2 protein-coding genes (1 of these 2 only partly in view) are annotated in these 16,943 nt (G+C 48.7%); both read right to left on the reverse strand.

Annotated elements, in window-relative coordinates; genetic code table 11:
- Positions 1-12,072: a non-ribosomal peptide synthetase gene (locus QSH61_RS16625; RefSeq protein WP_206473033.1), complete on the reverse strand. Its 12,072-nt coding sequence runs from the start codon at positions 12,070-12,072 to the stop codon at positions 1-3.
- Positions 12,072-16,943, reverse strand: partial view of a non-ribosomal peptide synthetase gene (locus tag QSH61_RS16630; protein ID WP_206473032.1) — the end only. The gene runs 4,956 nt beyond the window's last position; the window shows 4,872 of its 9,828 coding nt (coding positions 4,957-9,828); its start codon lies beyond the right edge, outside the window — the gene reads right to left on this strand; the stop codon is at positions 12,072-12,074. Before QSH61_RS16630 ends, QSH61_RS16625 begins: the two co-directional genes overlap by 1 nt.

Raw genomic sequence — 16,943 nt, forward strand, 5'->3', positions numbered from 1 at the left:
CTAGTGCAACACATAGTTGCGCTCAATTATGTTAACCAACTGCCCTACTTGCTCGGCTTGCAGGCAGGACAAATGATCTCCTTTGACTTCATAACAAGAGAGAGTGTGACTAAATGGTTTCCATCCCATGTCTTTATTCACAGGATGGCCTTCAAATTCTTGCGTTTGCTGCGTTTTTACAACGCAGATTAGGGTGTCGCTAAGCATAGACGGCATCTCAATATTTGCTCGCAGTTGGGCACTAAAAACTTGTTGAAAGTGGCGTAAATGCACATCACTAAAGTTAAATCCAGCTTGATGTATCCAGTGATTGAGATAGGCAATGCGTGCTGAAGCATCACCTTGCTTATAGGCACTGATTTCAGCATCAGAGACACTGAGACGAAAAAACGTTATCAGATTATCCAGCATCATTTGTGCGATTTGCGCTTCATCTAAGTTAAGCGCTGGATTGCTCGGTACAGGCGTATCAATCACAGTTACCGAACAGCCAATCCGACCTTGCTGCTCAAGTAAAGTGGCAAGTTGATAGGCGATAAAGCTGCCAAAAGAATGTCCGACCAAATGCACTTGCTCACCAAGTTCAGCGCCTGCTAATACACTCAAGTAATACGCTGCGGTGTGCCTAATCGAGGTTAGCGTCTCGGGTTCCTCGGCTAGTAGCGCCTCTGGCTGCAAGCCATAAACGGGTATACGGCTATCAAGCCCATTCACTAACGCATGAAATGCCATTAACCAACCCCCCGCTCCCGCAATCAACACCACTGGTGTAAACCCAAGCTCGCCCTCTTGCAAACACACTAAGGTTTCAAGCGATTGAGGTTTACCATGACATTCGCCGAAACTATCCCTCAATGCTTGAATATACTGGCTGAGCCCACGCACAGTCGGATGCTCAAAAAGTGCCGACAGTGGCAAATTGAGCTGTAGGTGCTGATTAATATCACCCACTAAACGCATCGCTAATAGCGAATGACCACCTAAATTAAAGAAGTTATCGTCAAGGTACACTCCATCCACCAGCAAACGACTAGCAAACTGCTGCACTAATTGAGTTTGTAGTGGTGTAAGCCTTTCCAGCTTAGCCTCTTGCCGCAAGGGTTGAGGCGGAGTGTATGATCCGGCCAGCGCAATGAGCTGTTTGCGATCGACTTTGCCGTTCGTTGTCAGCGGAAGTTGGCTAACTGATTGAAACAACTCAGGGACCATGTAAGTGGGTAGTACTGCGCGTAATTGCGCTCGCAGAGCTGCATCATTCACTTCCGTATGCTGCGTTGGCTGCACAAATGCCACTAATTGCGCGTTGTTACAGCTATCTTCACGCACCACCACAGCACAAGCAGCAACTTCGTCTAGCAGCTGAAGTTGCCGCTCAATCTCACCCAATTCGATGCGGTAACCGCGCACTTTAACTTGGTCATCACCACGACCTAGATACAGCAATTCATTTGAGGCTAAGCAGCAAGCGCGATCGCCAGTTTTATAAAGTCGCTGGCTGCTATTTGGCTCAATGATAAAGGCCTGCTGCGTCTTTTCTTCGTCATTGAGATAGCCTCTGGCAAGGCCAATACCTGCAATGTATAAATCCCCTTCCACACCGGTAGCCACCGCTCGAAGCTGCTCATCAAGTAAATATAAAGACAAACCAGCGACGGGCTGACCGATTGGCACGCGTGCACCGCTGAAGTGTGTGACATCATTAAGGGTTGCAGAAATGGTTGCTTCAGTCGGGCCATAGGCGTTAATAATTCGAATACGGTCGCCATAGCGCTGCTGCCAATCGGTGAGCGCGGCAATCTGCATTTGCTCGCCACCTATGGTGATGATCCGCAACGAGCTTGGCAAGGTAACTGAAGTTGCTGCAAGTTGATGCCAATACGCCGTTGGTAAACTCATCAGTGTTAACTCAGCATCTTGGCTTAATTGCGCTAGCTTGCTGGGATCCAACATGTCGTCTGTCGGTGCCATCACCAAGGTTGCGCCACGAAGTAAAGTACAAAAGACTTCTTCGGCAAACACATCAAAACTCATGCTAGCAAATTGCAGGTAATTGTCGCTTGGCGTAATCGCATATTGCGCGGCTAATGCCTGCACATAATTAACGACACTGGCATGCTCCACCATCACCCCTTTTGGCATGCCCGTGGTGCCCGAGGTATAAATTACATAACAGAGGTCGTCAATCTGGCATGGCGCAGTAAAGCAACGACTAGGCTGCTCAGCCAAAGCGCCCTGAATACTATCTAAATCGACTTGAGGCACCACCTGCTCCGAGCTACCCTGCCAATATTCTGTTTTAGAAACCAGCATGGCTGCATTGGCATTTTGCAGCAGCAAACGACGTCGAGACTCGGGTAGTGTTGGTGCAATTGGTAGATAAGCTGCGCCCAATTTGAGCACCGCAAGCATAGCCACAATAAGCTGGTAATTCGCCTCTAGACACAGGCCAATAATAACGGGGGCTGTACTCGGCTCTAGTCGTGAAGCAAGGTAATGGGCGAGCTGATTGGCGTCTTTATCCAGCTGTGAATAGCGATAACAGCGAGCCTCCCCAGAGGCGGTACTATATTCACGAATAGCAATATGCTCAGGAAATTCAGCAGCAACTTGAGCAAATAATTGCTGAATTGGTAAATTTGGCGTTTGATATTGCACCGCTTGCGTCAGTGAAAAAGTAGGTAGAGGCAATGCCTTGCTGTACTGCGCGTGTTGAGACTGCCAAGACAATTTCCCAAGTGTTTGTTCGGGCTGTTGTGTCGCAGCTAACATCAGCTGCTGCATCGCCGCAAGGCTTTGCTCGATAAACACTTCATCAAAGCATTGCTGCTGATAGCTCAGCGTGAGCGATAAACTCGCCCCTACGCCGACCACAAAGGTCAATGGGTAGTGTGTTTCGTCAACTTCGCTTAAGGTTGTTGCAATAAATGGCAGCGCAGCGCTATTTTGCAACGGATCTTGCGGATAATTTTCAAAAACATACAAGCAATCAAACAATGGACTGTCGTTCTCAATACCCGACCACTGATGAACTTGTGTCAGTGGTGTATGCGGGTGCTGCGCCAATGCCGTAAGCTGCGACTTCACCGCTTGCAGGTAATCTTTCACACGCGCAGCTTGATCTATCGCGACATGGACCGCTTGCGTATTGATATACAAGCCAACGCGCTGCGCCATTCTACTAAGCGCTGTAGGTCTGCCCGCAATGGTTTGACCAAATAAGGCATACGGTTCGTTGCAGCAATTTGCCACCCAATACGCCCAGAGCCCTTGGATAAACTGATTGACGGTAAGTCCTTGTTCGCCTGTAAAGCGAGTCACGGCATCTTGCAGCGATTGCGGTAAAGTCACACTAAGTTCTTTAACACCAGCCGCTTTATTTTCAGTGTGATTTTCAGTGTGAAGTACCTTTTCGCTGAGTAATGTGGGCGCGGTAACTCCACCCAGATACTCCCGCCAAAACGCTTCGTCGCGGTCAACATGCGTATGCAAATATTCGATATGATCGCGGAAATTATCTACCACAATGGGCCGTAACTCACCTTGGCAACGGGCTTGATAAAATGCCAATAATTCAGCAAATAATACCGGCAGCGACCAACCATCCATGATGAGATGATGATAAGTCCAAACCACCCCAACATTGCCATCCTCAAAAGCAATTAACTTCAATCGCATACAAGGCGCTTGTGAAAGCCTAAGCGGCTCGGCAAGCTCCACCGCAGCCTGTGATTTCACTATTTGCGATTGCTCTTCTGCAATGACACTGCTGTGCAGCAGTTTGAGTGGCACATCGGCATGTTTACAGACCACTTGCAGCGGCTCGCCAGCAACATCTATAAAGGCCGAGCGTAATATGCTGTGCTGTTTAATCAATTGCTGCCAAGCGTAACTCAACGCCTCAATATCCACACAACCTTGTAGCAATAAGCTGGTTTGCTCGACGTAAGGTAGCGTGCTTTGAGCGTGCGCCTCATGTACCGTTTGACTGTGAAACCACATGCCTTGCTGTAAGCCTGTTAGAGGGTAAATATCCTCAACTTCCCCTTCAACCTGCCCAAGTATGCGCTGTAACTGCCGTTCAGAAATGCCGCTGAGAAGTGCAAAGTCACTGACTGTGTAATGACGTTGAGGCTGGGATTGGCAATGCTCGATGACCTGAATTAGACTTTCGAGTATCTCTTTACTTAATCGCTCTGCTGCTTCAGATGCTAAGCGCAGGCTGTCAAACTCTAACGTTAACGCCAATTGACCATCGACAACTGCCGCTGTTAGCTGCGCTCCAAAGTAACTGAGGTTTGACTCTGCAACCAAAGTGCCAGTCGACTCACGAGCATCTCCCAGCAAACCTTGTTGCTCAATGACTGTATCTAGCTGGCCTAAATAGTTGAAAAACAGTAAGCCTCGGGTATCAATCTCAAGCGACGAGCGAACGTTTGGTTCTGGGTGTAAATACCGCGCTGCACCATAACTACTGGCGACTTTAGCGCTCCTTTCAAGCTCTGCCTTGATACTGCAAATCACATCATGCAAGCGGCTACCATTACTAAATAACTGCATTGGATAGAGCGCCGTTAACCAGCCAATGGTTCGGCTGCTATCCAGTGCCTCCGTCAGTAACTCGCGACCATGCCCTTCTAGCATGATCACTTCACTGCCTGCACCACGCTTTTGCGCACACCAGGCAAGCGCACTAAGCAGCAATGCTTGCGCCGTCGTACCGTAACTGGTGTTGGCGGATCCCAGTAGCGCACGGGTGTGCGCTGCTGACAATGTGTGGCGAACTTTGGCTATGGTTGGGGTCGCGCTTGTATCTTTAAGACTCAATAAGTGCGAAGTTTCAGCCAGTGCAGCCACCTTCTGCCATTTGCGCAAACCACGCTCATCGGTTGCAAGTTCACGATAAAAATCGGCAAGTTCAGCCAAATTCGCGCTTGCGGCAGGAAGCTCCAGCGGCACATTGTTTGTTTGCTGCTGTAATAGCTGACTTACATCTTCAAGTAACACACGCCAAGAGACGCCATCCACTAGCAAGTGATGTGCGCTAAACAGCAAGCGATTGTTGGCTTCGCCGTCAGGTGTAACAAATAACACTGCTTTAAACAGTGGCGTGCCAGTAAACGCAAAACCTTGCAGCACTTGCTCACTGAACTCGCTCAGCTCAGCTTGCCATGCGTCACGCTCAAGCGTATGCGCCGTAAATACCTTTTTAATATCAATGCCATCACGTACAAATAGGGTATTTTCATCCGCAACCACCAAACGTAGCGCATCGTGCTGAGCTATCAAGTACCCTATCACTTGCTTGAGCTGCGCTGGTGTGACGGATTTATCTACACTCACCAACACGCTTTGATCCCAATGACTGGGTTTGGCAAATTGTTGGGCGAAAAACCAATGCTGAATTGGTAATTTATCGAGTTGACCAACCAATGGCTGCCTTTCTTTACCCATAGTCAGGTGAATATCTTGCTGGGCAAGTCTTGCTGCAAGTGCCGAAACACTGGGGTAGGTAAACACGTCGGTAGCACTAACAGGTAACTTGAGTGCTTTGGCTTTACTTGCGATTTGAATACTCAAAATAGAGTCGCCGCCTAAAGCAAAATAGTCGTCTTCTGCGGTCATCGATGGCGTATTTAATACCTGCCGATAAATCGCCAGTAACTGGGCTACGATGCTGTTAGCCTGTGGTGTGACCGCGCTTTGCTCGGTTACTGTGGTAGTCTGTTGAGTTTTACCAAGCGTTGCCAAAGCACGATGGTCAACCTTGCCATGCGGCGTCAAAGGGAGCTTTTCGAGCATAACCAAATGCTCTGGCACCATATAACTTGGTAGCCTTTCCTTTAGCTGGGCTTGAAGCACTTGAGGCTCAGTTGTTGTTACCACAAATGCCTGCAACTGTGGCTGCCCTGACGCGCTTGTGGTTATCTGAACCGCACATTCTTGTACGCTCGATAGCAGCCCAATTTGCTGTTCAATTTCGGCCAGCTCAATACGATAACCTCGCAGTTTTACTTGTCCATCGTCACGACCCATATAGGCGATACGGCCGCTGCTAAGCAGGCGAACCAAATCTCCCGTTTTATAGGCTCGCACCATGTGCGAGGGAGAGACTTGTAGCTCAACAAAACGCTCAGCACTAAGCTGTGGTTGATGTAAATATCCTCTGGCAAGTCCCGCTCCGGTTATATATAACTCCCCAATCATCCCCGGTGGCACAGCGTGCAATTGTGGGTCTAAAATAAATAGCTGACTATTGTCGACGGGCAAGCCGATATCTGGCACCTTTCCGTCAAACGCAACCACGCCAGAGGTCGCGACCACCGAGGCTTCGGTGGGTCCATAGTTATTGACTAAGGTAAATCCGTATTCTTTTGCTTGAAGCGCACCGAGTTTATCGCCGCCAACCAATAAATAGCGCAAGCTTTGCGGGTTAAACAAAGACTCAGTGAGCAGCGCTTGAGCGATTGGCGTTGCAATAAAACTATGCGTGACTTGGTGTGTATTGAAACAGGCTGTTAATTCGGCCGGTGACTGTAGCACCGCTTTTGTCACACACACGAGGCTCGCGCCAGCACATAAATAAGGCCAAATTTCCCATGTTGCCGCGTCAAAGGCGGGATTGGCGGTTTGACTCGCTACGCTATGATTATCCACCGCAAAAGCTCGTCGGTGCCAACCACATAAATTCGCCAACCCTTGATGGGCTATCATCACGCCTTTAGGATTACCTGTTGTGCCTGAGGTATAAATAACATAGGCCAGCTGCTCCGCTTTAACTTTTGGAAACTGCTGAGGTAGTGATATTGTCGCAAGGCGCGCCTGCACGTTGGCGTCATCAACACAAATGACATGTGAGGAGCGATATTCAGCCTCAATGTCGTTATCATCTAACTCTGCTACCTCAAAGCGAGCGGCAAACTCACACTTGGTTAAAACCAGCGCTGCGCCGCTGTCTTTAGCGATGTAATTGACTCGCGCTTGAGGGTAATGAGGGTCAACAGGCACATAACATCCACCCGCTTTTAACACAGCCAACATCGCCACAATGAGATCTGCGCTGCCCGTCATCGCAACAAGCACAGGCTGCTCTGGTTGCAGCCCTTCACTTAATAACAGCGCCGCCAATGCCTTGGCTCTTTCATTAAGCTCACCATAACTCAAGGTTTGATTTGAGTTTGTGTCAATTACTGCGAGCCGCTCAGCTTGTGCAGGCTCTGCCATATGTCGCTCAATTTGCTCAAGCACTGACTGCTCAAAGTGTTCCGGCGCTGATTTGCCTGAAATCGCATGACTCTCTAGCTTCTGCTCCTTGCAAAGTTTTATATCCGCAAGTGCGCAATCAGGCTGCGTTAGTAACTGCGCGATCACAACATTAAAACACTCTGCAATGCTAGCTACGGTTTCTCTTTCAAATAATCCACTGTTGTATAGCCAGTGCAATCTCAACCCTTGCCCATTTACTGTTGCGCTGAGCTCTAGGTCAAACTTGGCACGCGCGTTTTCCGACGCTAAAACTTCCGTGCTGAGCCCCACAAACTCTGGTGTGTGCTGTGGCTCGGGATTAAACGCAAAACTCAACTGGAAAACACTTTGGTGACTTAGCTCTCGGCTAACACCAAGATGGTCAATGAGCTGCTCAAAGGGAAGTGATTGATGTTGATGTACTTGCTCAATCTGCTCTCTTTGTATATCGAGTAGCTGACTGAAACTCTGCTGCCAATCGACCTTCACGCGAATTGGCAAGGCATTGACGAAAAAGCCAATCAACTGCTCCACTTGTGGGTGATGCCGCCCTGAAAATGGCGCACCAATCACAAGATCATCCACTTGGCTAAACTTAGCAAGCACCACCGCATACGCGCTATGCAACCAAATAAACGGGGTTATTCCCAAACGCTGACAAAACTGTTGTAGCCGTTGCCATGTTTCAGCGCTTAGCTGCTCAGTAAATGCTTGCGCGCTATTGTTCACGGCCTGCCCACGAGGCGTATCGAGCGGTAATTGATGTAGTGGCGGCGCATCGTCAAGGTACGCAGACCAAAATGCCATGTCTGCACTTTGCTGCGCGCCTTGGCACTGTGCTCGATGCCAATGGGCATAATCCGCGTATTGCACCTCAGGTGGCGCAATCAAGTCATGGGCAAGTTCACTGACTTGGGTGTAATGGGCATAAAACTGTGTGAGCTCTCGCATTAATACTTCAATAGACTGAGCATCACTAGCAATATGGTGCATATTGACGATAAGACGATGATAGCCTGATGAGAATCGAACCAGAGTTGCACGGATCATTAGATCTTTACTAAGATCAAAACCCTGCGCTTGGTCGTCCCGTACCGCGCGCTGCCAAACCACAGTTTGCCAAAGCGGTGATTGTGTGGAGACGTCAATAAGCGTAACAAAATGCTCAGGCAAAGCCACAAGGTGCTGTTTAGGCCCATCATTAGTGTTGGTGATAGCCGAGTGCAACACCTGATGCCGTGACAGCACCTTTTGCCAACTTTGCTCGAACGCGCTCAGATCAAGCTCCCCTGAAAACACCAATAACGCTTGAATTTGATATTGCTGGCTGCCCTGCTGCATTTGATCTAGTGTCCATAAACGCTGCTGAGCAAAAGACAACACTACGCCATTGGTTTTATCCACCACAGCAATAGCACTTAGCTGCGCGTCTTGCTTTTCAAGTACAGCCGCTAAACCTTGTACTGTAGAGTGCGTAAAAATCGCTTGCAGCGGTAACTCAATTTGCAGCGTCTTGCGAATATGATTTGCCAGTTTTGCAGCAAGTAGCGAGTGCCCGCCGAGTCTAAAAAAGTCGTCATAACGACCAACTGATTCGCGCTGCAAAGTCTCAGCAAAATAGCTTGCTAGTTGGGTTTCAAGCTCGCCAACCGGTGCTTCATAAGTGTTTTCGTTAAAGCTTGTATCAAGTTGCTGCAGTAGTGCTTTTTTATCTACTTTGCCATTGCTGGTCAGTGGCATAGCTGAAACCGCTTGCACTTTGGCCGGCAACATATGGTCGGGTAAATTTTGTTTTAAAAACTGCTGCATGACTAAAGTGATGTCGTCGAACTCGACCTGTTTGTGTAACACCACAAAGGCGCAGATCCAGACATTTTCTGGGTTTTGCCGATTTAACAGCACTGTGACCTCAGCCACTTCGGGATGGTGGCGCAACTGGTTTTCAATTTCGCCTAATTCAATGCGATAACCCCGAACCTTTACTTGGTCGTCAATTCGACCAACATAGCTCAGCTCACCGCTGGCCATTAAGCGCACGAGATCACCTGAGCGATATAATCGCTGCTCAGACGCTTCACTAAATGGGTTTTGAATAAAGCGAGTGGCGTTTAACTCGTCACGTTGCCAATAACCCCGACAAACCCCCTCGCCCCCTACGTACAACTCGCCCACGGCACCTTGCGGCAAGAGCCTTTGCTTGTCATCAAGCACATAGCAGCTGGTGGTCGGAATAGCACGACCTATATTACTGGTGCCGAGCGTCAGATCCGCAGGCTCCAGCGCCTTAAACGTAACATGTACCGTGGTTTCGGTAATGCCATACATATTGATTAACTGACAATTTGGTAAGTGCTGTGCCCAAGGTTGTAGCTTACTTGGCTGCAACGCTTCACCACCGAAAATCACGTACCGCACTGCACATTGGCTCGCCAGCTGACTGTCATTGAGTAGCGTGGCTTGTAGCGCGTAAAACGCACTTGGCGTTTGATTTAAGACCGTAACACGAGCATCAACCAACAACTGAGCAAAAGCTTGAGTGTCTTGCGCAGTCGCTTTATCCACAACCACAAGATGACCACCAAAGAGTAACGCGCCATACATCTCCCACACAGAGAAATCAAAGCAGAAGGAATGAAACAAGGTCCAAATATCTTGCTCATTAAAATCGAATAAGTTGGGCTCTACATGAAGTAAGCGCACCACATGACGATGCTCAATTTGTACGCCTTTTGGTCGTCCTGTGGTGCCCGAGGTATAGATCATATAAGCCAAGTCTTGCGGCTCAACCTGAATAGCATCAAGCTGCTTAAGGGCTTCGCGGCTGGCCTGAGGCTCTGTCTGTGACACATTAATTAGCTGGTAGGAAAGCTGACTAAACTGTGCCTGAGTAGCGTTATCACAAAGTAGCCATGGGCTTTGCACGTCTCCCAAAATATACTCAATGCGCTCTTGCGGGTAGTCGGGATCTACCGGCACATAGGCAGCACCCACTCTAAGCACTGCTAGCAAGGTCACTATCATCTCTATGCTGCGTGATACACTCACCACCAGCATGGTTCGTGGCGTGACCCCTTGTTGTAACAGCATTACCGCCAGCGCATTGACTCGATCGTTAAGCTCACGATAATTCAGCATAGTCGTGCTATCTTGCACGGCAGTACGTGTGGCAAAGTGCTCGGCGTAGCGCGTGAATAAACTGGTGATGGTGTCTTGCTTAGGCCAAGTTGCCGCTTGGCATTGAGCGCCCGTTATTAATGCTTGTTGCTGTTTTTGGTTCAGTAACGCAAGTTCACCAACGGCGGTATGGGGGGCTGTAACACAAGCTTGAAGCAGCGTATGGAAACAATCCGCCCAATGTTTGATGGTTTCTTCTGTGTAAAGATGGCTATCAAACTTCCAATGTAAATAAAGTGCCTGCTCATCAACTACGGCATTGAGTTCTAAGTCGCATTTTACCGCTATGCTATCCGCCTGTTGTTTTTGCACTTCTTGAACCGATAATCCCGGAAGCTTAAAAGCACGCTCATCACGGGTTTCCAGTGTAAATAATATTTGCACTAGCGGATGGTGACTTAAATCTCTTGGAGCACCAACCGCTTCCACCACTTTATCAAAAGGAATATCGCGGTATTCAAATGCCGCTAAGTTGAGGTCTTTTTGTTGCTGCAACCATTGGCTAAATGGCATATCACTTTCAAGCTTTGCTTGCATCACTAAGGTATTAACGAACAAGCCAATTAACGGCGTTAATTCAGGATGATGACGGCCAAGCTCTGGCGTGCCTACAACTACCTGCAGCGATTGCGTAAGCCTTGCGATAAACAACATAAAGGTATTGAGCAGCCACATAAAGGGTGTGAGCTGGAGCGACTTCGCCTGTGTCGAGATCGCCGCAAATAACGACGCATCAAGCGCTTGGCGATATACTTTCCCCGTTAACGACTGCACCGCAGGACGGACAAAATCACAAGGCAATGACTGCAACGGCGCTAATTCGCCAAATTGCTGTTTTAGTTGCGCCAGTGGTGCCTCGATGCGATCTGGCGTTAGCTGTGCTCGCTGCCACTGACTAAAATCACTATATTGCACCTGCATAGTTGCAAGCGGTGTATAAGATGCGCCTATGTGTTTGCAATAGCCAGCCTCTATCTCTTGTGCAAGTAGCGCCATTGACGCCCCGTCAGAGACAATATGGTGCATATTAAAAGCAAGGTGATGCTCATCGCCATTACTTACCACCAGCACGCGAAGCAAACAATCATGAGCCAAGTCAAAAGGCTTGTTCTGATGGGCCTCAAGGTGTGAAGTAATATAGGCTTGCCGTGTTTCCTCAGGTGCTACACTGGTATCAAGCCACTCGAACGGCGCAATCACGTCATCCGTTATTTGCAGCTGGGGTTGGCCATCTTGTTCATTTTTTACAAACCTAGCGCGCAGTATTTCGTGGCGCTGTACCACACCTTGTACAGCGCTGCGCATTGCTTGAATATTAAGCTTGCCGCGTAACAAAAACTCAGCAGGCATATAATACTGCTTGCTACCTTGCAGTTGCTCAATAAACCACAGCCCTTCCTGTGCAAAACTCAGCGGTAAGTCCTTCCCCGCATTTGGCTGCGCGATAATGTGCGGTGAAGGTTTCGCCATATCACGACTTTGCTGCTGAAAGTAGGCAATGATCTCTGATTTATATTCAACCACCTGCTGTTTTAACTGTGGAGGAAACCCAGCGGTTTGCTTAAATGCCAAGCCACCGTTTTTTTCATACAAGGTCACGCCAGCTGCTAATGCTTCTGCGATCAAAGCCTCTATCTGTCTTTGTTGTTCATTCATCACAAAAACATCTCCTCAGACTGACCGTTTTCGTCTGCTGCTTTGGCTGCACGATGGATCTCACACCAAGTTGCAAGTGCGCTTACGCTTGGCCGCTCGAACAATATTTTTAAGGTAATGGGCACCTCAAGCGCCTGCTCAATTAAGGCAACCGCTTGGCTTGCTGATAAAGAGTGCCCCCCTAACTCAAAGAAGTTACTGTTAATATCTCGAACTTGAGTATTGAGCACTTGAGCAAAAATTTCTGCCAGCAGCGTTTGTAGTTCAGTCATAGGAGCTAAAGGTGCTGTAAGCACTTGCGCCAGTTGCGATTGCACCAGTTGTGCAAGTGCTCCCGCGTCTACTTTGCCATTATTGGTAAGTGGCATAGCAGCCAGTGCATACAGCTTGTAAGGCAACATGTAACTTGGTAGGACCTCTGCTAACGAGGCTAATATCTGAGTGTGTAGCGTCTGTTCAAGCTCATAAATGGCATCACTGTGCGATGGTGTAGTTAGTACCACACAGCCCAGTAAGTTATCTTTACTTTCGTTAAGTAACACATGTGCTTGTTGCACTGCATCTAGGTGCTCAAGCTGAGCCGCAATTTCTTCAAGTTCGATGCGATAGCCACGCAGTTTAACTTGGTTGTCTCGACGACCAATAAACTGCAGCACACTAGGGTTGCCCTGTTCATCTAGCAGCCAACGCACTTGGTCGCCCGTCTGATAATAACGCTGCGAGTCATTGTTCAAAGACAATGACACAAATTTACTGGCGCTGAGCTCAGGCAACCCAAAATACGCCTGAGCCACATTATCGCCCGCGATGTATAACTCTCCAGGCATGCCCATCGGCACCGGCTGTTGATGCTGATCCAGCACCACCAAATGAGTGCCCTGAATGGCGCTACCGATTGGCACAAAGCGCTGCGATTGCTGTGCAAGGGAAACCGCATCTTGGCCGTTACAGCGATACACACAACAACCGACCGTTGCTTCTGTTGGGCCATATTCGTTATAAAAATAAGCCTGTGGCAGCAGTGCCCCAACTTGAGCAACCACGCTGCTAGATAGGGCTTCTCCCCCCACCACAATGTGGTGCGCAGCATTGCTCGGTTGTAATCGCGCCAGCACGCCTTGCAAGTGGGCTGGTGTCAGCTTAAACAGCAGCGCCTCATCACGCGCTAAACACGCACTAAGCTCTGTGATTAACTGCTCGCCATCATCCAATAATACAACTCCAAGGCCATTAACCAGCGCGCCCCATAAGCTCGTTACTGTCGCATCAAACGCTAAAGGCGTGCTGACAACACTCTCGTGTATATCGCCTTGGAGATAACTGTGGCTAACATGCTCAAGGTAAAGGTGTAGATTACGATGGCTGATCACCACACCTTTGGGTCGCCCTGTAGTGCCAGAGGTATAAATCATATAAGCAGGCGCATCAATATCACTTAACGGCGCAAGCGCTTCTACAGGCATGTTCTGCCAATGCTGTGCGGTGTCCATTAGCACCAAACGGCAGCTAAGCTCTGCGCTGTTAGGAAGTAGTTCTGAGATGGTGATAAGGCAAGTCGCTTTACTGTCACGCAATATATAGTGCTGACGCTGACTCGGTGCATTTGGGTCAAGCGGCACATACACGGCCCCAACTTTTAAGGTTGCCAAAAGTGCCACAACTTGCTCACAGCTTGGCGCTAAGCTTATTGCGACCTGCGACCTTGCCGTTACGCCTTGTTCAATCAAGTAACGCGCAAGTTGATTACTTTGTGACTCCAATTCGCCAAAACTTAACCGCTTGCCAGTCATATCTCGTACAGCATTTTGCTGTGCACTATGCTGAGCAAAGTCCCGTATTTTATCGCTGATAAACCAAGGAGATTGCGGCTGCGCTTGCGTGGCAAACCCTAACTCGCTGAGTACTTTGCTATCAACTAATGGTAAGGTATTCACACTTTGCTCAGGGCTTGTCAGCGCCGCGTCAATTAACGTCACAAAAGCATCAACCATCGCCTGTACGCTAGTGTGTTTAAACAAGGCTTTGGCATAATTCCACTGCACCGTGATCTCACTGCCCGATTCTTGTGCATTGACTTCTAAGTCGAACTTCATTGCAGGCTTAAGATCAAGCTGTTGCTCGATTTTTAGGTGAGGTAGCTTGAAGTTACTTTGTTCGTTATTTTGTAGTGCAAAGAGTATTTGTAATATGGGCGAATGCGCTAAGCTGCGCGGTGGATTAATGGCATCAACAAGCTGCTCAAAGGGTAGATTCTGATGGGAAAAAGCCGACAAGATCACCTGTTTTTGTTCACTTAGCCAGTCGTTAAATGAAGGCGACCCCACTTTGCGAGCGCGAATAGCCAAGGTATTCACAAAGCACCCCAGTAACCCCTCTAACTCTTTCACCTCACGTCCTGCAATGGGCGAGCCAATGACAATATCCTGCGTTTGACTAAGACGAAGCATCAACAGCGAAAAGGCAGTTTGCAACCACATATACAAGGTCACCCCTTGTGCTTGGCAATGCGCTTTTATCGCCTCAACTTGCGACGTTGTAAGAGTATAACGAATGCATTCACCATCAAGGGACTGAACTTGTGGTCGCTCAAAGTCCAGCGGTAATTCATGAACAACTGGACACTGCTGCAACTGAGTTTGCCAATAAGAAAGATCTGCCTGATAGCTATCTTGCTGTTGCTGCTGCCAGTAGGCAAAGTCTGCATACTGCACCGCTAGCGGTTTAGCGTATTGCTCTGGCAACGAATACGCTGGCGCTTCACTAAAGTGCCGATAAAACGCCACAAATTCTTTGGCAAGCAGCGCCATCGACCAACCATCGCAGGCTATGTGATGCATGTTAAACAAGAGTCCAAATCGGTTGTGACTAAACTGTACACAGATAACGCGCAGCATAGTGTCTTGGCATAAATCAAAAGGCTTGCTGAGCGATTGCTGCTGTAATGTTTGCCAACGCTGCTGTTGCTCGGCGGTATTCAGCCCAGACAAATCTACTAATTCCACAGGACAGGCTACTTGATCACGAACCTGTTGCACAGCACCGTGATCACCACTTGCAGGAACGATGACCGTACGGAGTACTTCATGACGTGCAACAATCGCGCTTAACGCTTGTGTTAAAGCGTCAATATCTAAGGCACCTTCACACCAATAGCTCGCTGGCATATGGTATTGCAGACTTTGCTCATGTAACTGATCGATTAACCACAAACGCTGCTGAGCAAAAGACAGAGGTAACGCTTGGGCTCTTGATACCGGCTCAATGGTATTGCTGTGTGCAATCATCGAACTTGCGGTTATCACTTCAGCAAACGCTGCAACACTTGGCGCATCAAAGAGTTGTGGCAAGGTGATATCTCGCCGCTGCTCACTGCGCACTCGGCTGATCACTTTTATGGCAAGCAGCGAATGCCCGCCTAAGTCAAAGAAACTATCGTTAATACTCCGTACTGGGCTCGGTAATAGCTCACGATATAACTCAAGTAAATAACGCTGTATCTCTGTGAGCTTAGATCCATCAATTACCTCGGCGACCTCTTGGCTTTTCGCCTGTGCCTGATAGGCAAGCTGTAATGCTTGCTTGTCTACTTTTCCGTTTGCAGTCAGTGGAAGATCAGCAACGATATCCAGTGCTGCAGGTAACATGTAACTGGGCAACGACTGCGATAAAGCTTGGCGCAACTGCACGAGTGTGAGCTTAGCCTCACCATTTAAAACCACATGAGCCACTAGGCTTTCTTGTGCTTCATCAACACTCACAGCGCAGCTTTTTACTTGCACCAACGCGTCGATTTGATGGGCGATTGCCACAAGAGAAATACGGTAGCCTCGCAGTTTTACTTGCTCGTCTAACCGCCCTAAATAACAAAGGTAGTCAGCCTCTCCGCGCGCATTCGCCTGCCACTTTGCCTTGTCGCCACTGCGATACCAACGCATGCTTGAAGTACCAGACGCAGGCACTGCTTGCTCAACAAAGCGTGTTTGCGTCACACTCGCGAGATTAATATAGCCTTCACACACCCCACCTCCCGCTAGCCAAAGCTCTCCGGGCATATTGGGTAAAGCCAGTTCGCCAAACTCGTCGACTACCGCAAGGGTCATATTATCGATAGCATGGCCAATAGGCACTTCTTCGTGGCCCGCTAACAAGTGGCGCGACTCGTGGCTTACAGCATAGATACTACAGCCGACTGTTGCCTCAGTTGGGCCATATTCGTTTATCCACTGCGCATTAGGGAGCTTATCCATCAGCTTATTAACCAAGGCTGCGCTCAGCCCTTCACCCCCAACCACAAATCGATGGGCAACATTACTATGAGTTTGTGCGTCACTTAATGCGAATACCGCGCGTAGGTGCGCCGGTGTTAACTTGAATAACTTGGCTTCGTTAGCTGCAAAAATCTGCGTTTGTAAGGCGGGCAACAATTCAGCGCCTGTGGGAAGCAACTCAAGCTCACCACCTCGCATTAAGATAGGCACTAAGGCGGTCACCGTCGCATCAAACGCAAGCGGTGTACTGAGTACTGCCTTGGTTATATCACCGGATTGTGGCAGATAGCGCTGACACGCAAAGCGCAGATAATTATTGAGGTTGCCATGACTAATGGGCACCCCTTTTGGCTGCCCGGTTGAACCTGAGGTATAAATAACATAGGCAAGCTCGGCTTGGTTAAATGCAGATGCGTCTTCATCTACCAGCAAACAGGTATCGTAAAACGCAAAGTTCCCCTCGGCTTCGAACAGATCATCAAGCAACAAAAAGTCACTACCGGCTTCAATCAAGCGCTCGGCATCTTCACTTAGCGCCAGCGTCAATACGATGTCTGCATCATTCATGATATAGGCTAAGGTATCGGTTGGCGTGTCATGATG

This window comes from Pseudoalteromonas sp. JC3 (assembly GCF_030291895.1).
In the GTDB taxonomy this organism is placed as follows: Bacteria; Pseudomonadota; Gammaproteobacteria; order Enterobacterales; family Alteromonadaceae; genus Pseudoalteromonas.